This window comes from Mycobacterium sp. NPDC048908, assembly GCF_043197955.1.
GTDB lineage: Bacteria > Actinomycetota > Actinomycetes > Mycobacteriales > Mycobacteriaceae > Mycobacterium.
This window is the reverse complement of record NZ_JBICUE010000001.1, coordinates 269,921-287,624: the sequence shown is the minus strand read 5'-3', so window position 1 is coordinate 287,624 and position 17,704 is coordinate 269,921. Positions and strand designations below refer to the sequence as shown.

The window sequence follows — 17,704 nt, the reverse complement described above, 5'->3', positions numbered from 1 at the left end:
CGGCGAACCTCCTCGGATGCAGCTTGAACGCGGTGTATCTCCGTACTGTATACATATCGGTAACACTTTCTGCAGTGGGTCAGGCGACCAGCCCGAACGGCTGATACGCCAGTCGAATCTGCGCCTGCCCCTCCTTGGGCAACTCCGCTTGCGGAGGCCTGGAGTGCGGATGGTCACCGATCGGCAGCCCGAGAAGCGACGCCGCGTACTTGAAAGCGCCGCCCCAGTGCGTGAAGTAATCCGGCCGCCCGGGGTAGCAGGTGAACCAGGACCGCATGTCGGCACCGAACTGGTCGAGTCCGGTCTTCTCCGCGTAATCCATCGCCTCGGTCAGCTTGTCGTTCCAGACCAACGCCCAGTACTCGGAAAGTATTGGCTGTTGCGGGGTTTCGTACAGATAGCCTGCGGTGCCGAGTTGGGCCGGCCCGACGATTCCGGCGCGCAGCCAGCCTGCCCGGTAGACCGTGGTATCGCACTCCCAGATCACGAGGTTGGGCGCGAGCTCGTGCAACAGCCGGGAACTGGCTGGCCGAAATGCACCTTCTTTGGTAGCGCAGATGGCCGGGATTTCGTCGTAGATACGCCCACTTTCGGCCGGTGTCAGCACGTATCCGGACGACGGCGAGTTGAACATGCCAAGGGCGATGTCGGTGCGATCGGCGATGTAGTGAAAAAACCGTAGGATCCCGACGCCGCCGTGGGCCTCCATCATCGGAGTCTGGATGTAGACGATGTCAGCGCCCGCCTCTTGGGCATGAAGGGTCAGCTCCAAACAATCCTTGGCCGACATCGCCGCCGTGCAGGCCTGCACCACGACGTCGGGATTGGCGGCACGGCCTTCCTCGATTGCTACTTCCAGCAAGCGCTTTCGCTCGTCGAGTGTGAGCGACCAGAACTCGCCGACGCCGCTGGTGCACCACAGCATCGGGTGGCGAAGGTCGCGGACGCAGTAACGCACCAATGTCCGGTACGCGCTCCAGTCGATGTCGTCACCGTCGACACCACTGAACGGCGTGTAGAGGCTGTTGCCGATTCCGCGCAGCGCTGCGTGCGCCCAATCGCGAGCCTCGTTGGCAGTTGCCATCTCTCACTCCCTAAGTGAAGTCACTACCACCGTCGACGTTGATATTGGCTCCGGTCATGTACGAGTTGCGCTTTGATGCGAGAAACGCGACGACGGGCCCGATCTCCTCGGGCTGTCCGGCGCGGGGCAGGTGTGCGGGATGCCCGAAGTGCTGGTCGATCGCGGCCATCAACGCGTACGGATCGTCGCCGTCGACGCCGACCGAGTCGGCCCATCCGCGCAGCGTTTCGGACGCGATGCTGCCCGGGGAGACGACGTTGACCATGATCTCGTCCTTGGCCAGCGACAGCGAAAGGTTCTTCGAAATGCTTGTCACTGCGGCCTTGGCGGCGGTGTAGGCGGGCAGGATGACGGCCTGCCGTTGTGTCGAGTGCGCGGAGAAGTTCACGATGCGAGCCCATTTCGCCCTGCGCAGCAGCGGCAGAGCCGAACGCACGCAATGCACCATGCCCATCACACCGTCGTCGAATGCCTGTCGCCACTGCTCGTCGGTCAGGTCTTCGAACGCGCCGATGCCTCCCGGACCCACCGCGTTGATGAGCGCGTTGAGTTCGCCGCCCCAGCGCTCGCTCACGTCGTTGAAGGTCCTCCGGACCTGGTCGGCGTCGCCGGTGTCAGCCACCAACGCGACCGCGTCGGGGCTGCCAGAGTCGGTCAATTCAGAAACGGCGCGTTCGAGGACCTCCTTCGTCCGGCCGACAACCGCAACCCGCGCGCCGTCCTCGGCAAGGCAGCGCGCGGCCGCGAAGCCCATCCCGCGGCCACCCCCGACGACGACCGCGGTGGCGTCCCTCAGGCCCAGGTCCATCCCCGATTCGTCCCTGCCTTCGAACCGATTTGCTAGAAATGCTTACTATATGTCTTACAGTAGAAGGATGAGAAAGTGAAGGCGCCTGTGACCGGATGGGCGCCGGTAAGGTTGTCGATAACGCCGAGCGGCGACACGACGGCAAAGACGCAGTTCAGATGCGGCCGCCGGTAGATTCGGTTTCACCAAGTTCTTGATGGAGGTACGCCTCGTGGCCAAGCAAGCAACCGCTGAGAAGCGTCAGCGACGCGAGCGCGGGTCCATCAATCCCGACGACATCATCAAGGGCGCCTTCGAACTCGCCGAACAGGTCGGCATCGACAACTTGAGCATGCCGCTGCTGGGCAAGCACCTGGGCGTCGGCGTCACCAGCATCTACTGGTACTTCCGCAAAAAAGACGATCTGCTCAACGCGATGACCGATCGCGCGTTGCGGCATTATGTCTTCGCGACGCCGTACGTGGAGGCAACGGACTGGCGGGAAACGCTGCGCAATCATGCGCGCACCATGCGAAAGACGTTCCTGGGCAACCCGATTCTCTGCGATCTGATCCTCATCCGGTCGGCACTTTCACCACGCGCCGCCAAGATCGGGGTGCAAGAGGTCGAAAAGGCGATCGCCAGCCTGGTGGAGGCCGGACTGTCGGCGGAGGAAGCGTTCGACACGTACTCCGCGGTGTCGGTGCACGTTCGCGGTTCAGTAGTGCTGCAGCGGCTTCGGGACAAGAACCGCGCCGCCGACAGCGAGGGGCCCAGCGATATCGAGGAAACGATGACCATCGATCCCGACACCACGCCGCTGTTGGCCCAGGTGACGGCGAAGGGGCACCACATCGGCGCGGCCGACGACAAGAACTTCGAGTTCGGTCTCGAATGCATCCTCGACCACGCGGGTCACCTCATCGCGTCGGGGAGTAAGCGGGCGACGGGCACGCGCAAGGCGTCAGATCCGCGCACGCGGGCGAAGGCGCCCGCCGCCCGTTAGCGGCTACTGCACCTTGTAGACCCAGATCAGGGTCGTCGTCAGCTCACCGGTAGGGGTCCACTGGTATCTACGTGCCAGGCCCTGGCCGGCGTAGTTGCGGACGAAATCGAGCAGGGCGGGGCGTGTAATAGCGCCCGAGTCAATGCCTTTCACGAGGATCGTGCCCAGATCGTAGGCCTCGGTGCTGTAGGTACCGGGCTCCTGATTGAACTTGTGGGTGTAGTCGTCGACGAAGGAGCCGCTAGCCGGCGCACAAGGGCATGACAGCAGTGCATCCTTGGCCGTTGCTCCTGCCAGCTTGACGAACTGCTGGTCCTTGCTGCCGTCACCGCCGGCGAAGGTTGCCGTGACACCCGCGTCGCGCGCTTGCTGGACCAGCTGCGCCGCTTCGGTGTAGTAACCACCGTAGAAGATCGCGTCGGGCGAGGCGGACTTGATCTGTGTCACTGCCGCCGAAAAATCTTTGTCGCCCTTCTTCACCTCGAACTTGCACTGCGAGTCCGCAGCAGGCCCCAGTGTTTGGGTGACCGCCTGTGCAATGCCGAGCCCGTAGTCGGTGCTGTCATCGATGACGCAGACCTTCTTCGCGCCTACGGTGTTCTTCAAGTAGTTCGCGATAGACGGACCCTGGACGCCGTCGTTTGCCAGACCTCTGAAGAAGGTTTTCCAACCGTTCTGTGACAACGCGACATTGGTCGCGGCCGGCGTGGCCGCCACCAGGCCCGCTTGGTTGAAGATGTTCCCCGTCGCTTTCGTCTCGCCGGAGAACTGCGGACCCACCAACCCGATGATCGACGAGTCGTCGATGATCTGCGGTGCGACCTCGGTGGCCTTCTGCGGATCGTCCTCCGTGTCGAAGACCTTCAGCTGCACCTGGCAACCGGGATTGGCGGCGTTGTGCCTGTCGACCGCTAATTGCACCCCGTCTTTCATGTTGGCGCCCAATGCCGCATCCGCACCGGTGAAGGCGCCGGCAGTCGCAATCGACACCGGAGGGCACGACGCCTTGCCGTCCCCCGCGGGGTCTACGGGAGTATCGCCACCGCTTGCCTTGACTTCCGCCCCATTCGCATCGATCTGTGCGAGGCCCTCGATCTTCAAGTTTGTCTGTGCCTGTTCCGGCGCGGTTTGACTGCACGCCGACAGTGTCAGCGCGATCAGTGCGGTACTGCCAAGAGCGATCGCATCGCGTGCGGTGCGACGACGCATTCGTTCACCTCCGTGTTGAGTGGTCAAACGGAAAGAACGTCGCGCCGTCGCGCTTCGATACAGTTTCTCGCCAGCGAGTCTGGCGAATTCGCCCTAGACCTCGATGACCACGGCGCCGCCCTGGCCACCGCCTGCGCACATCGCGGCGACGCCGATGCCACCGCCACGCCGCTGCAACTCGTAGACGAGCGTCGTCACCATCCGCGCGCCAGACGCGGCGATGGGATGGCCGAGGCTGCAACCACTTCCGGAGAAGTTGACCAGTTCCTCGTCGATGCCGTACTCCTTGCACGCGGCGATCGGCACGGATGCGAACGCCTCGTTGATCTCCCACAGCGCCACGTCCGACGGCTTCAACCTGGCGCGGTCGAGCACCTTGCCGATCACCTTCACCGCACCGAGCCCGCAATCGCGAGGTGCGACACCGGCGGCCGCCCACGCCTTTACAGTCGCCATCTTGGTCAGGTGGTTGGCGTCGGCGTAATCATTGTCGACGAGCGCGACGGCGGCCGCCGCGTCGTTGGTCCCGCTACTGTTGCCTGCCGTGATCGAGAATCCCTCGATCTCCGGGTGCAGCGGCTTGAGCCCGGCCAACTTCTCCACCGTGGTGTCGCGGCGCGGGTGCTCGTCGACGCTGAAGTCCACCACCGACCCGTCCAACTGCTGCACCTTGAGCGGAAGGATCTCGTCGACGAACTTGCCCGCATCGATCGCCGCAATGGCACGCTGATGCGAGCGGGCCGCCCATTCGTCCATCTCCTCCCGGGTGATGCCGACGGCTTGCGCGGTGTTCCACCCGACGGTGATCGACATGTCCTTGCAGGGTGCATCCGGCGTCTCTACGTGGATCGGCGGCATCCAGCGCTCCTCGAACTTCAGTTCGGGGCCAGGGATGCGCCAATTCACCAACGGCGTCATGGACAGCGACTGCACCCCACCGGCGATCAGCGCGCGCTCCATGCCGGAGCCGATCTGCGCAGCGGCATTGCCGATCGCCGTCAGGCTGCCCGCGCAATGCCGATTCACGGACTGACCGGGTACGTCCTGCATGCCGGTTGCGTCGGCCGCATACCGGGCGAGATCGCCACCACCGTAATGCGATTCGGCGAAGATGATGTCGTCGAAGTCCTTCGGGTCGACGCCCGAGCGGCGGACCACCTCGGGAAGCACCGCGGTGATCAGCGTTTCGGGCGGGGTGTTGACCAGCGTCCCCTTGAACGAACGGCCGATCGCCGTCCTGGCGGCACCGACGATGACTGGCTCGGACATCATTTCCACCTCGGGTTCGGCGTTATCGACGTTACAAAAATAGCAGAGACTGTATTGTCGCCAGTAGGTGACCGGCGTCACTCAGGGTTCGGGCACGTCGAAGTGCTCGTCGCGCAGCCGGAACGCCTCCTTGGTTCCGCGCTCGGCCCGCGTCTTGACGAAGTTGAACTCCCCCGGCGCGAACTGCAGGTTCGTCCCGAATGCGTGGAACAGGTAGCTGGCGACCTCCTCGCCCTGGTAGGCCTGGCTCTGCTCGACGAGGCGGAATGCTTCCTTAGCGATGACGACACCGTCGGCGGGCATCTTCGCCGCCTTCTGCGCCCAGTACCGCGCCCGTGCCGAAACCGACTCGGGTTCGCGCGTCTCGGTGAAGACGCCGAGGTGCGCGACGGTGCCTGCTTCGATGATGTCGCCGGTCAGCAGCAGTCGACGCGCCAGCACCGGCCCCAGTCGGTGGAAGAACATGTGCAGGCTGCCGAGCGCGGGCCCGAGGAACCGTGTCGCGGGCATGCCGATCTTGGTATCGCGCGCGATCACCGAGATGTCGGTCATCAACGCCATCTCAAACCCGCCGCCGAGCGCATAGCCACTGATCTCGCCGACAGTGACCTTCGGGAAGCCCATCAGGTTGTGATAGAAGCTGAAGGACTTGCGGTCCACCGAGAGTCGTCGACGTTGGCTCGGCCGCCGCTTGGCCTCGGGCGCGTCTTTGTCGCCATACCAGCCGTACGCGTTGTTCATATCCGCCCCCGTGCTGAACACGCCGTCCGCCCCGCGCAGGACCACCACCGTGATGTCGTCGTCTTCGGCGACGCGGTCGAGGCGGCGTGCAAGCACGTCGCGCATCGCCGCATCGTACGAGTTGCGCTGGCGCGGGTTGTTGAGCGTGATCGTCGCGATCCGGTGGTCGGGATCGACGTCGAACAGCACGCGTTCGTCAGTCATCTGCCAGGCTCCTGATGGTTGCCGTTCGAAATCATTCTGGCCTCAATGATTTTGTCCCTACCAACGACGAGCGTGTTCCGCCGGGCAACGGTCAAATGGCCGTGGGCGATCCGGACCGCACGGGCGGAGTCACCGTCTCGGATGGCATCGAACAGACGTTGGTGATCCCGCAATGCCGCGCGCATGGTTCTGCGCGACATCGGGTCAGCCGGGTTGTCGTCGCTCCACACCGATGACTCATGCGCGGACCAGATCAACTCCAGTGATCCGATCAACAGGATCATGGGTTCATTTCCGCACCGCGAGACGATCGCCTCGTGGAACCGCCTGGCATTGGGCACATACCGCGACAGGTCATCGAATTGCTCTGCTTGACGGCAGATTTCGGCTTCCAGGTGAGGCAGCACCTCAGTCGCCCGGTCCTCGCGCGCCGCGCACATGCCCGCGCAGATGGGCTCGAGGTGCAGTAGGGCACCGCTCACGTCGGCAGGTGTCGACGATCTCGACTGCAACGCCATGCTGATCATGTGTGCGGTGCGCTCAGCGGAGGGCTGATGCACGACGGCGCCCCCGACGTTGCCTCGCCGCACCGAGATCAGTCCATCGGTCTCGAGGATGTGGATGGCCTCGCGAAGCGCCGGTGGGCTCACGCCGAACTCGGAGAGCAGAATCTCTTGAGACGGCAGCACGTCGCCTTCCTTCAGTCGCCCGGACAGAATGTCCTCCCGCAGTCGGGCGGCCACGATCTCGGCGACACGCGGTTGGCGGATGCGCTGGACCACCATCAGGTCTTGACCCGGCGCTTGCCGAACTGGAAACCGGTCAGCATCTCCGGAGAAGTGGCCAGCGTCTTCACCTCGCCGATGCACAACACCTCATCGCCCAACAGCAGGCGTGCCGTCGACGTCACCCGGCGCTGCTCTTCGGACCGCTCGATCTCGAACCGCAGTTCGGTGAGGATCGGGGTCGGCCGGCGGTACGTCACGGCAACCGAGCGCGTCTTGCCCGTCCGCTGGGCCGCGCAACTCTGATGCTGGGTGATGCAGTCGAAGAACACCGCAAGGAAGCCGCCGTTCACCAAACCGGGCGGCCCCTCGTAGACGAGCGGGAAAGTGACTGCGCCGGAGGCGGTCTCGTCGTCGAGGTGATCGAACCGGTACTCGGGGAAGCACGGGTTGTAGGCGCCGACGTCGAACGCGTGGTCAAGATAGACCCGCCTTTCCTGCCCGCCCTCGCCTATCCGGGGCGCCGGATCGGGCGGAACGGCGGTCGCCAACTGTTGCTCCCATTCGGCGAACTGCGCAAGCATGGCATCCACGGTGGGATGTTCGTGTTCGAGCGACAGCAGCACTCCGGCCAGACGCCGCAGTGCGCCCGCGGCCGCGACCGTCTGCGGCAGCGGCCGCTCACCGTACCGAGCGTTGTCCTCCGGCATTCGCCCTTTCCTTGCTAACTTGTACAAGATAGCAATACTGTAGACCTAACCGTATGACTTTGGATTGGCGGATTTCCACGGTGACCGACGAAGGCGCAGTGACTGCGGCCAGAGACGGCGGGGTGCTCCTGCTGACGCTGGACCGCCCCTCCCGGCACAATGCGCTCGACCATTCGATGATCGACTCGCTGGTCGGCGTGCTCACCGACGCCGCGACCGACGACTCGCTGCGGGCCATCCACATCCGCGGCGCCGGCGCCAATTTCTGCGCAGGCTCTGACTGGGTCGCCACCAACAGCGTCGGGCGACGGCCCCGAACGGGTGATCTTGTTCGGCGCATTCCACACGCCGCCAACCGTGTGATCGAACTCGTGCACACCGTTCAGTTGCCGGTGGTGTGCACTGTGCGGGGCTGGGCCGCAGGCTTCGGTTGCAATCTGGCGTTGGCGGCCGACTTCACGGTGGCGGCCGATGACGCTGTCTTCTGGGAGCCGTTCGTCGGCCGCGGCTTCTCCCCCGACTCGGGCGCGACATGGCTGCTGCCCCGCTTGGTCGGGATCGCACGGGCCAAGGAGATGCTGCTCCTCGGCGAGAAGGTGAGTGCACCCGACGCGGCGGCCTGGGGGCTCATCCACCGCTGCGCCTCCGACGTCGATGCCGCCGCAGAAGAACTGCTCACTCGATTGGCGGCAGGCCCGACCGTCGCGATCGGCCTGGCCAAGCAGGCCATCAACTACGGGCAGCACGCCACCATGACGCAGTCCATGACACAGGAGCTGTTCAACCTGGAATTATCCTGTCGCACCGCCGATTTCAAGGAGGGCTTGGCGGCATTCCGTGACAAGCGCACACCTGAGTTCGGTGGAAGGTGACCATGAGATACATCAACTATGAAGTCGACAGGCACAACGCCACCATCACGCTGAACCGACCGGATGCGCTCAACGCCCTGAGCCCCGCCATGATCGCCGAACTGCGCGCGGTTTACGACGAGGCCGAGAACGACGACAACGTCTGGACTCTGATCGTCACCGGCACCGGCCGCGCCTTCTGCACAGGCGCCGACGTCGGCGAGATTCCCGAAGACGGCCGGGTGATCTACGAGCGCCCCTACCTGTCCACCTACGACCAGTGGGAGTCGCCGCAGGAGGGCACGCCGCCGTTCCGCCGGATGGCCAAACCCGTGCTGACCGCCGTCAACGGATTATGTTGCGGCGCAGGGTTGGACTGGATCACCACGGGTGACATCGCCATCGCCTCGCACATGGCGACGTTCTTCGACCCGCACGTCAGCATCGGCCTGGTGGCCGGCCGTGAGATGGTGCGGTTGGCCCGCGTACTGCCCCGCAACATCGCGCTGCGAATGGCGTTGATGGGCAAGCACGAACGGATGAGTGCGCAGCGAGCCTACGAACTCGGCATGATCAGCGAAGTCGTCGAACACGACAAGCTGCTCGAACGCGCACACGAGATCGCCGACATCGTTAACTCCAACGCGCCGCTCGCCGTGCGCGGAACGCGGTTGGCCATCCACAAGACGCTCGACCTTCCGCTGCACGAGGCCGAGATCCTCGCTGAAACCTTCCGCGAACGCGTGGTCCGCACCGACGACGCGCTCGAGGGGCCGAAGGCGTTCATGGAGAAGCGGCCGCCGAATTGGCAGTGCCGATGACAGCTTTCGAGACGATCCTGCTCGACGTGGACACGGCCGACCATGTCGCGACGATCACGCTGAACAGGCCGGAATCACTGAACGCATTCAACAGAACCATGTGCGAGGAGATGGCCGAGGCGTGGCGGGTGGTCAAACTCGACGACCGCGTGCACGTTGTCGTGCTTCGCGCAGCAGGTGATCGGGCGTTCAGCGCCGGCCTGGATGTCAAGACGTCCTACGGGCAACCGGACAATGTGTGGAATCACGAGGATCCGGGCGAGGCGCTGAGCCCGAAGTGGCAGAAGATGTGGAAGCCGGTCGTGTGCGCCGTTCACGGCATGTGCACCTCGGGGGCGTTCTACTTCGTCAACGAGTCCGATGTGGTGATCTGCGCTGACGATGCGACGTTCTTCGACTCACACGTCAGCACCGGGCTGGTGTGCGCCCTCGAGCCGATCGGCTTGATGCGTCGCGTCGGATTGGGCGAATCGCTACGAATCGCGTTGATGGGCAACGATGAACGCATAGGCGCCGACACCGCGCTGCGGATCGGATTGGTGTCCGAAGTCGTCTCACGAGACGGCCTGTGGGCGCGGGCACACGAGATCGCGGCGGCGATCGCGGCCAAACCGCCGTCGGCAACGCAGGGCACCGTGAAGGCAATCTGGGAGTCGCTGGACAAGCCGTACCGGGTGGCGCTCGAGCAGAATCTCATCTACACGCGGCTCGGAAACCCGCTCGGACAGGCCGAATTGGCCGCCCACGACGCTGGCACGACCGCCGCGCCGAAGGTCCGCTGATGCATGCACTGCGCCGGCGGATCGCCGACGTGTTGGCGTTGCAGCCAGATGCGGCGGCCATCGAATACCACGGTCGATGGTCCACCTGGCATCAGGTCGGCCAGCTTGCGGGTCGCATCGCCGCGATCGGCGCCGCCGATGTCGGCATGGTGCTGCGCAACGATCCCGCTCAAGTGGCCGCGTTTCTCGGTGTTCTCCTCGGTGGCGGCACCGTCGTGACGATCAACCCGTCCAGGGGCGACGACCGCATCCGTGCCGACATCGCCGCGATGGACCTCTCCGTGATGATCGGGGCACCCGATGATCTGCTGTTGCTGGCTCCTGACGGTCCCACCCTGGTGCCGCTGTCGAGCCTCGACGATGCACCACGCATCAACAGCGCCGCCCCCGGTGGCACCGGCATCGCGGTCCGGATGCTGACCAGCGGGACGACGGGTCCGCCCAAGCGGATCGACCTCACCTACGACATGCTGGCCCGCAGCGTGATCACGTCGCCGATGCCCACTGAGCTGCGGCACGGCGTCGCGATCGTCAACGCCCCGATGGTGCACGTCGGCGGGGTCTACCGTGTGCTGCAGTGCGTCTGCGAGGCAAGGCCGTTCGCTCTGCTGGATCGGTTCGAGCTCACCGAATGGGTGGAGGCGGTTCGCAGGCATCGGCCGCGCGCGGTGTCACTGGTGCCCGCCGCCCTGCGCATGGTGTTGCACTCCGATCTGACGCGCGACGATCTGGCTGGCATCCTGGCGGTGACGTCGGGAACCGCTCCGCTGTCGGCCGACGACGCCGACGCGTTCACCGCAAAGTTCGGTATTCCCGTCCTCACGTCTTACGCGGCAACAGAATTCGGCGGCGGGGTCGCGGGCTGGACACTGGCGGACTACCAGAAGTACTGGCGGGACAAGCGCGGCAGCGTCGGTAAGGCCACTCTCGGCGCGCAGCTGCGGGTGGTCGACGACGACGGCATCCCGCTGCCCCCTGGCCAGGCCGGGCTTCTCGAGGTCAAACCGGGACAGCTCGGGCCCTCTACCGGCTGGATGCGAACCACCGATATGGCCTGCGTCGACGACGACGGCTTCCTCTGGATCCTCGGCCGCGCCGATCAGGCGATCATCCGCGGCGGTTTCAAGGTGATGCCCGATGACGTGCGCGCGGCGCTGGAGAGCCATTCAGCGGTACGAGGCGCCGCCGTGGTGGGCAGGCGGGACGACCGCCTCGGTGAAACCCCTGTCGCCATGGTGGAGCTGCGTACACCCGTCGACGCCACAGCGCTGACCGAGTTCTTGCGCACGCGGTTGGCACGCTACGAGATTCCCACCGACATCGCGATCGTCGACCAGATTCCCCGAACGCCCTCCGGCAAGCCCGAGCTCAGCGCAGTCCGCGCATACTTCAACCGGTCGGTCCACCATGCCGAATGACTCGTTGACCGTTGGGGCCGTTCTTCGCCGGCAGGCGGCCACTCGCGGGCAACATCTAATGCTGGTGTGCGACACAGAACGCCTCAGCTACGCCGACGCCGAGCACCGTTCGGCCTGGTTGGCCCGCGGCCTCATCGGCCTCGGCGCCGGAAAGGGCACCCACATCGGCGTCCTGTACCCGAACGGGGCCCACTGGATCGTCGCGATGCTTGCGGCCGCTCGAATCGGCGCCGTCGTCATCCCGTTCTCCACGTTCGCCACCGCACCCGAGATCGCCGCGCAGGTGACCCACAGCGACACCGAGATCCTCCTCGCCGCGGCATCGTTCCGTGGGCATGATTACCGCGACCGGCTTGCAGACATCGACGCTCCGCTGTTACGGCACCTGCTGATCGACGCCGACCCACCCGACGGTGCCGACGCCTGGCGGTTCGACGCGATGGAACACGACGTCGACGAATCGGATCTGCTGGCGATCGTCTACACCTCCGGCTCGACAGGCATGCCAAAGGGTGTGGTGCACACGCATTTCTCGTTGCTTGGCCACCAGCAGGTACTCAACGAGACCCGCGGGTTGACCGCGAACGACAAGCTCTTCTGCAACTCACCGTTCTTCTGGATCGGCGGAATCGCCTTCGCGGTGTTGGCCACCTTGCTGGCAGGCTCGACGCTGGTGTGCTCCAACGCCACCGACCCGGCGGTCACGCTTGACCTGCTGGAATCCGAAAAACCCACGATGACAAACGGTTTCGTGGCGGGCATCGCTCAGCTAGCCCATCATCCCAGCCTGCCCGGGCGTGACCTGTCGTCCATCCGGCGCGGCAACCTGTATCCGATCATGGCGCCCGAGGTGCGGCCCGCCGACCCCGAACTGCGGCACACCATGTTGGGCATGACAGAAGCCGGCAGCGTCATCACGATCAGCGAAGACGAATCCGACCAGCCCGAACACCGGCGCGGTTCATTCGGCAAACCCGCTCCGGGTTTCGACACCAAGATCGTCGACGGCGAACTGTACATCCGCGGCCCGTACCTGATGCAGCGGTACTACAAGCGCAGCCGCGAGGAGTCCTTCGACGTGGACGGCTGGTTCCACACCGGCGATCTCGTGCGCACCGACGCCGACGGTTTCGTGTATTTCCTCGGCAGGCAGGGGGCGATGATCAAGACCGCAGGGGCCAACGTCGCACCGGCCGAGGTGGAGCGTGCGATCGCCAAGGTGACCGACGGAACCGTCGCCCACGTGGTGGGCCTTCCCGATCCTGAGCGCGGGCAGGTGGTGGCGGCGGTGATTGCGCTCGAGGACGACGACGAGTTCGACGAAGCGGCGGTGCGCGACCGTCTCAAAGCCGAGCTGTCCACCTACAAGATCCCGAAACGCTTTGTCGCGCTGCCGCGCTCGCTGATCCCAATGCTGTCCAGCGGCAAGGTGGACACCGCTGCGCTGCAGAAGGTGTTCGATGCCTGACACTGTCGATGGGCTGCTCAGAGCACAAGCCGACCGATTCGGCGACAAGGCGGTGATCATCGACACCCAGTCGCGAATCGGCTTCGCCGAACTCGACGAATCCACGCGCGCCATGGCCGCCGGCCTGTTCGACGCGGGGGTCGGTAAGGGCACTCGGGTCGGGCTGATCATGCCCAACGGCGTGCGATGGGTGCAGATCGCGATGGCTGCCACGCGCATCGGCGCCGTCCTGGTTCCGTTGAGCACGCTGCTGGAGCCGCCGGAACTGGTGGCGCAGCTGCGCGCCGCGTCGGTGCAACTGTTGATCACTGTCGAGCAGTTCCGTGGCCACCGCTATCTCGACGACCTGGCCGCCCTCGTCGAGACGCCCGAACTTCCTGCACTGCGGGCGATTTGGACACCAGACGAAATGACGTCAAGCGATCAGCACATCGACGGCGTTGCCACTGCCGTGACGCCGAGCGATGCGCTGGCCGTCATGTTCACCTCCGGGAGTAGCGGCCCGCCCAAGGGTGTGATCCATTCGCACGGCAACGCGTTGGCCGCGGTGCGATCCGGTCTGGCCGCGCGCTGCATCGATGCGGACACCCGGCTCTACCTGCCGATGCCGTTGTTCTGGGTGGGCGGATTCGGCAGCGGCGTGCTGTCCGCGCTGCTCGCCGGTGCCACGCTTGTCACGGAGGAGATCGCCCGGCCGGAAACCACGCTCAAGCTGCTCGAGCGTGAGCAAGTCACGCTGTTTCGCGGCTGGCCATCTCAGGCCGAGGCGTTGGCGCGCACGTCCGCCGCCGTCGGTGCGGATCTGTCGGCGCTGCGGCCGGGCAGCCTGGAACCGCTGTTGCCACCGGAGAAGCGCGCAGCACCCGGTGCGCGCGCGAAGCTGTTCGGGATGACCGAGTCCTTCGGACCGTACTGCGGCTATCCCGCCGACACCGACATGCCGCGATCGGCATGGGGAAGTTGCGGCAAGCCGTTCGACGGCATGCAGGTGAGCATCGTCGACCCGGAAACTGGAGATGCTGTTCCCGCAGGCACCATCGGCATGATCCAGCTTCGCGGACCACACACGTTGCGGGGAATCTGCGGTCGCAGTCGCGAGGAGTTGTTCACGTCCGACGGCTATTACAGCACCGGCGACCTCGGCCATCTCGATGACGACGGGTTCATGTTCTACCACGGCCGCTCCGACGACATGTTCAAGGTCAGCGGCGCCACCGTCTACCCGAGCGAAGTCGAGCAGGCGCTGCGCACCATCGACGGCGTGGACGACGCTCATGTCACCGATGTCGACGGCGCCGTCGGCGCGGTCGTGGTGACCGCAACCCCCGTCGATCATTTGCACGCGCAGGCGCGAAAACGACTCAGCGCATTCAAGGTTCCGACGGTGTGGGTGGTGGTGTCGTCGGACGACGAGGTGCCGCGTGCCGCCACGGGCAAGGTCGACGTGCGTAGGTTGCGCGCGTTGTTGCGCGCGCGCGGTTAGTCGACCACGCCGCGCTGGGTGAGGTGCTCGATCAGCGGTGTCGCGCCCGCCGCGAGGTGTTCGGACATCGCCGTGCGCGCGAGATCTTCGTCGTGTTTCTCTAAGGCCGCCAACAGTTTTCGGTGATGCTGGGTCGACTGCTCTGGCCAGCCCGCGATGGTGGGAAACACCGACTCGGGCGCGTAGCGGGTGATCTGCGACATCAACTGGGCGAGCTTGGGCGAATCGGCCGCCACATTGATCGCCTTGTGAAACTCGTGATTGAGTCTCACGGCACGCTCGTCGTCATCGGCCGCGTAGGCGTCCTCGAGTTCGGTCTGGATCTTTTCCAGCTCACGCATTTGACTGTCGGTGACGCTGGCGGCGGCCCGCGCGGCGAGTTCGCCGCCGATATGGGCCTGTACGTTCGCGACATCGGTGAGATCACGCGCAGTCACCGGGATCACCGCGAATCCGCGCCGAGGCTGCTGGGCCAGCAGACCTTCCGCGGTCAGCACGAACAGAGCTTCCCGCACCGGTGTGACGCTGACACCCAGTTCCGCGGCCAGCTGATCCAGCCGGATGTACTGTCCAGCAGCATATGTGCCGTCGAAGATGCGCCTGCGCACATAACGCGCGATATCCTCGGCGAGCTGCGCCCGGTACGCGAAATCGGGTGCGGACATGGTCAGATTCGGTAGTCGGCGAGAAGGCGCTTGCTGATGATGTTCTTCTGGATCTCGCTGGTGCCCTCGCCGATCAACAGGAACGGCGCGTCGCGCATCAACCGCTCGATCTCGTATTCCTTCGAATACCCGTATCCGCCGTGAATGCGGAAGCTCTGCTGAGTGACCTCGGCACAGAACTCGCTTGACAGGTACTTCGCCATTCCGGCGGCGACGTCGTTGCGTTCACCGGAGTCTTTGAGCCTGGCCGCGTTGACCATCATCAGGTGGGCAGCCTCGATTTTCGTTGCCATCTCCGCCAATTGGAACGCGATGGCCTGGTGGTCGGCGATCGGTTTACCGAATGTCTGGCGTTGCTGCGCATATCGCACCGCGAGTTCGAACGCGCGGATGCCGACGCCGCACGCCCTTGCGGACACATTGACGCGGCCGATCTCGATACCGTCCATCATCTGGAAGAAGCCTTGGCCCGGCACCTCCCCGAGGATGTCGTCGGCGCTGGCCGTGTAGCCGTCGAAGATCAGCTCGGTGGTGTCGATGCCCTTGTAACCGAGTTTGTCGATCTTGCCGGGAATGGTCAGACCCGGCGCGACTTCACCGAAGCCGGTCGGCTTTTCGATCAGGAACGCGGTCAGGTTGCGGTGCGGCTTGTCGGCCCCCTCGTCTGTGCGCACCAGCGTGGCGACCAAAGTCGAGCTGCCGCCGTTGGTCAACCACATCTTCTGGCCGTCGATGGTGTACGTGCCGTCGGCGTTGAGGTTTGCCCGGGTGCGGATCGCGGCGACGTCGGAGCCGAGTTCGGGTTCTGACATCGAGAACGCGCCGCGGGTCTCACCGGTCGCCATCCGCGGCAAGTAGTGCTGCTTCTGCCGATCGGTGCCGTGCTGGCGGATCATGTACGCCACGATGAAGTGGGTGTTGATCACACCCGAGATGCTCATCCAACCGCGGGCAAGCTCCTCGACACACAACGCGTACGTGAGCAGTGATTCCCCCAGCCCGCCGTACTCCTCGGGGATCATCAAGCCGAACAGGCCCATCTCCTTCATCGCATCGACGATGGCCTGCGGGTAGGTGTCGGAGTGCTCGAGTTCCTGTGCGGTCGGGATGACCACTTTGTCGACGAATTGCCGCACGGTGGCGATGATCTCGGTCTGGAACTCGGTGAGGCCGAGAGTTTGGGCCAGTTTGGTCATGCGCCGACCCTCTCGAAGACGGCGGCCAGCCCCTGCCCACCCCCGATGCACATGGTCTCCAGGCCGTAGCGCGTGCCGCGACGGTTCAGCTCACGGGCCAACGTCGCCAGCATCCGGCCACCGGTCGCACCGACCGGATGTCCCAGCGAGATACCGGAACCGTGCACATTCGTCCGTTCGAGGTCCGCCGCACCGAACTGCCACTCCCGCATCACTGCGAGCGCCTGGGCTGCGAATGCCTCGTTGAGTTCGATCACGTCGATCTCGGACAATTCGAGTCCGGCTTTGCGCAGCGCGATTTCGGTGGCGGGCACCGGGCCGATGCCCATGATGTTCGGCGCGACGCCCGCGGAGCCCCACGACAGCAACCGGACCAGCGGAGCCAACCCCAGTTCGTCGGCCTTCTGCGGTGTCGTGACAATGCACATCGACGCGGCGTCGTTCTGACCGCTGGAATTGCCGGCAGTCACGGTCGCCGCCGAATCTTGGTCCAGCAGAACCGGTTTGAGCTTGCTCAGCGACTCGACCGAGGTGTCGTCCCTCGGGTGCTCGTCGGTGTCGATCAGCTCCTCGCCCTGGCGGGTGGGCACCGCGACCGCAATGATCTCCTCGGCCAGGATGCCGTCCTTCTGCGCGGCCACCGCCCGCTGGTGGGACATCACCGCCAGCTGGTCTTGTTCCTCGCGCGCGATGCCGTACTGCTTGCGTAGGTTCTCCGCGGTCTCAAGCATGCCGCCCGGCACCGGATAGTGCTTACCCCCTGCGGTGGTCCGACCGCGCGCGAGACTGTCGTGCACTTTGACGCCGCCGCGAGCGCCTCCCCAGCGCATGTCGGTCGAGTAGAACGAAACGTTGCTCATGCTTTCGGCACCACCGGCGACCACAACGGCGTTGTCGCCGTTGGCGACCTGCAACGCCGCCTGGATGACGGCCTGCAACCCCGAGCCACACCGACGGTCGACCTGCATACCCGGAACGGTGACGGGCAGCCCGGCGTCAAGTGCTACCACACGTCCGATGGCGGGGGCCTCGCTGCTGGGGTAACAGTGGCCTAGGATCACGTCCTCCACCGCGGCAGGCTCGATTCCGGTGCGCTGCAACAGACCCTTCAGCGCGGCGACGCCGAGGTCGACGGCGGTCAACGATTTGAACATGCCGCCATAGCGGCCGATCGGCGTCCGAACGGGTTCGCAGACAACGACTTCACCCACGGTTCACTCCCTCCGCCGAAACGGACAAGTGGGCGCGAAGGTGCGAGTAGTTCTCGCGATTTCGTCGATCTCGC

Annotated in this window: 17 protein-coding genes; 7 read left to right on the top strand and 10 right to left on the bottom strand. The window is 65.0% G+C overall.

Features of this window, described 5'->3' with window-relative positions; all coding sequences use genetic code 11:
- Positions 1-79: 79 nt before the first annotated feature.
- Complete coding sequence (locus ACGFK1_RS01405) at positions 80-1,084, bottom strand: dihydrodipicolinate synthase family protein (RefSeq protein WP_393424481.1); 1,005 nt, start codon at positions 1,082-1,084, stop codon at positions 80-82.
- A 10-nt stretch (positions 1,085-1,094) separates the two neighbouring features.
- Complete coding sequence (locus tag ACGFK1_RS01400) at positions 1,095-1,892, bottom strand: SDR family NAD(P)-dependent oxidoreductase (protein WP_393424478.1); 798 nt, start codon at positions 1,890-1,892, stop codon at positions 1,095-1,097.
- Between the two features lie 211 nt (positions 1,893-2,103).
- Here ACGFK1_RS01400 and ACGFK1_RS01395 point away from each other — a divergent pair, with 211 nt between their 5' ends.
- Complete coding sequence (locus ACGFK1_RS01395) at positions 2,104-2,877, top strand: TetR/AcrR family transcriptional regulator C-terminal domain-containing protein (RefSeq protein ID WP_393424475.1); 774 nt, start codon at positions 2,104-2,106, stop codon at positions 2,875-2,877.
- Between the two features lie 3 nt (positions 2,878-2,880).
- Here the strand turns inward: ACGFK1_RS01395 and ACGFK1_RS01390 are convergent, their stop codons facing one another.
- The 5 genes from ACGFK1_RS01390 to ACGFK1_RS01370 form a co-directional block, all read right to left on the bottom strand.
- The gene (locus ACGFK1_RS01390) at positions 2,881-4,086 is read right to left on the bottom strand and encodes a branched-chain amino acid ABC transporter substrate-binding protein (RefSeq protein ID WP_393424472.1); all 1,206 of its coding nucleotides are present in this window, start codon (positions 4,084-4,086) and stop codon (positions 2,881-2,883) included.
- A 93-nt stretch (positions 4,087-4,179) separates the two neighbouring features.
- Complete coding sequence (locus ACGFK1_RS01385) at positions 4,180-5,355, bottom strand: thiolase family protein (RefSeq protein ID WP_393426254.1); 1,176 nt, start codon at positions 5,353-5,355, stop codon at positions 4,180-4,182.
- A gap of 81 nt (positions 5,356-5,436) precedes the next feature.
- Positions 5,437-6,300 carry an enoyl-CoA hydratase/isomerase family protein gene (locus ACGFK1_RS01380; RefSeq protein WP_393424469.1) on the bottom strand — a complete coding sequence of 288 codons (864 nt, stop codon included), beginning with the start codon at positions 6,298-6,300 and terminating at the stop codon, positions 5,437-5,439.
- Positions 6,297-7,085 carry a FadR/GntR family transcriptional regulator gene (locus ACGFK1_RS01375; RefSeq protein WP_393424466.1) on the bottom strand — a complete coding sequence of 263 codons (789 nt, stop codon included), beginning with the start codon at positions 7,083-7,085 and terminating at the stop codon, positions 6,297-6,299. The genes ACGFK1_RS01380 and ACGFK1_RS01375 overlap by 4 nt, the downstream gene beginning before the upstream one ends.
- Positions 7,085-7,735: a hypothetical protein gene (locus tag ACGFK1_RS01370; RefSeq protein ID WP_393424463.1), complete on the bottom strand. Its 651-nt coding sequence runs from the start codon at positions 7,733-7,735 to the stop codon at positions 7,085-7,087. Before ACGFK1_RS01370 ends, ACGFK1_RS01375 begins: the two co-directional genes overlap by 1 nt.
- A 53-nt stretch (positions 7,736-7,788) precedes the next feature.
- Between ACGFK1_RS01370 and ACGFK1_RS01365 the strand changes: the two genes are divergently transcribed.
- Genes ACGFK1_RS01365 through ACGFK1_RS01340 form a run of 6 tightly spaced genes read left to right on the top strand, consistent with a single transcriptional unit; the run spans position 7,789 to position 14,558 of the window.
- Positions 7,789-8,607: an enoyl-CoA hydratase/isomerase family protein gene (locus ACGFK1_RS01365; RefSeq protein WP_393424460.1), complete on the top strand. Its 819-nt coding sequence runs from the start codon at positions 7,789-7,791 to the stop codon at positions 8,605-8,607.
- 2 nt (positions 8,608-8,609) lie between these two features.
- On the top strand, positions 8,610-9,407 hold the full coding sequence (locus ACGFK1_RS01360) for an enoyl-CoA hydratase/isomerase family protein (RefSeq protein WP_393424457.1): 798 nt from the start codon (positions 8,610-8,612) through the stop codon (positions 9,405-9,407).
- Positions 9,404-10,189 carry an enoyl-CoA hydratase/isomerase family protein gene (locus ACGFK1_RS01355; RefSeq protein ID WP_393424454.1) on the top strand — a complete coding sequence of 262 codons (786 nt, stop codon included), beginning with the start codon at positions 9,404-9,406 and terminating at the stop codon, positions 10,187-10,189. Before ACGFK1_RS01360 ends, ACGFK1_RS01355 begins: the two co-directional genes overlap by 4 nt.
- Positions 10,189-11,607, top strand: coding sequence for a class I adenylate-forming enzyme family protein (locus ACGFK1_RS01350; protein WP_393424451.1), 1,419 nt, complete (start codon positions 10,189-10,191; stop codon positions 11,605-11,607). The genes ACGFK1_RS01355 and ACGFK1_RS01350 overlap by 1 nt, the downstream gene beginning before the upstream one ends.
- Positions 11,597-13,075 carry a class I adenylate-forming enzyme family protein gene (locus tag ACGFK1_RS01345; protein WP_393424448.1) on the top strand — a complete coding sequence of 493 codons (1,479 nt, stop codon included), beginning with the start codon at positions 11,597-11,599 and terminating at the stop codon, positions 13,073-13,075. Before ACGFK1_RS01350 ends, ACGFK1_RS01345 begins: the two co-directional genes overlap by 11 nt.
- Positions 13,068-14,558 (top strand): class I adenylate-forming enzyme family protein, encoded by a 1,491-nt coding sequence (locus ACGFK1_RS01340; protein ID WP_393424445.1) that lies wholly within the window; start codon positions 13,068-13,070, stop codon positions 14,556-14,558. The genes ACGFK1_RS01345 and ACGFK1_RS01340 overlap by 8 nt, the downstream gene beginning before the upstream one ends.
- Here the strand turns inward: ACGFK1_RS01340 and ACGFK1_RS01335 are convergent.
- The 3 genes from ACGFK1_RS01335 to ACGFK1_RS01325 are packed head-to-tail and all read right to left on the bottom strand — an operon-like array spanning position 14,555 to position 17,630.
- Entirely contained in the window at positions 14,555-15,223 is a 669-nt protein-coding gene (locus ACGFK1_RS01335; RefSeq protein ID WP_393424442.1) for a GntR family transcriptional regulator, read from the bottom strand. The two genes, ACGFK1_RS01340 and ACGFK1_RS01335, sit on opposite strands and share 4 nt — an antisense overlap.
- Before the next feature lie 2 nt (positions 15,224-15,225).
- On the bottom strand, positions 15,226-16,419 hold the full coding sequence (locus ACGFK1_RS01330) for an acyl-CoA dehydrogenase family protein (RefSeq protein ID WP_393424439.1): 1,194 nt from the start codon (positions 16,417-16,419) through the stop codon (positions 15,226-15,228).
- A complete protein-coding gene (locus tag ACGFK1_RS01325) occupies positions 16,416-17,630 on the bottom strand; it encodes an acetyl-CoA C-acetyltransferase (protein ID WP_393424436.1) in 1,215 nt (404 codons plus the stop codon). Before ACGFK1_RS01325 ends, ACGFK1_RS01330 begins: the two co-directional genes overlap by 4 nt.
- Positions 17,631-17,704 lie beyond the last annotated feature (74 nt).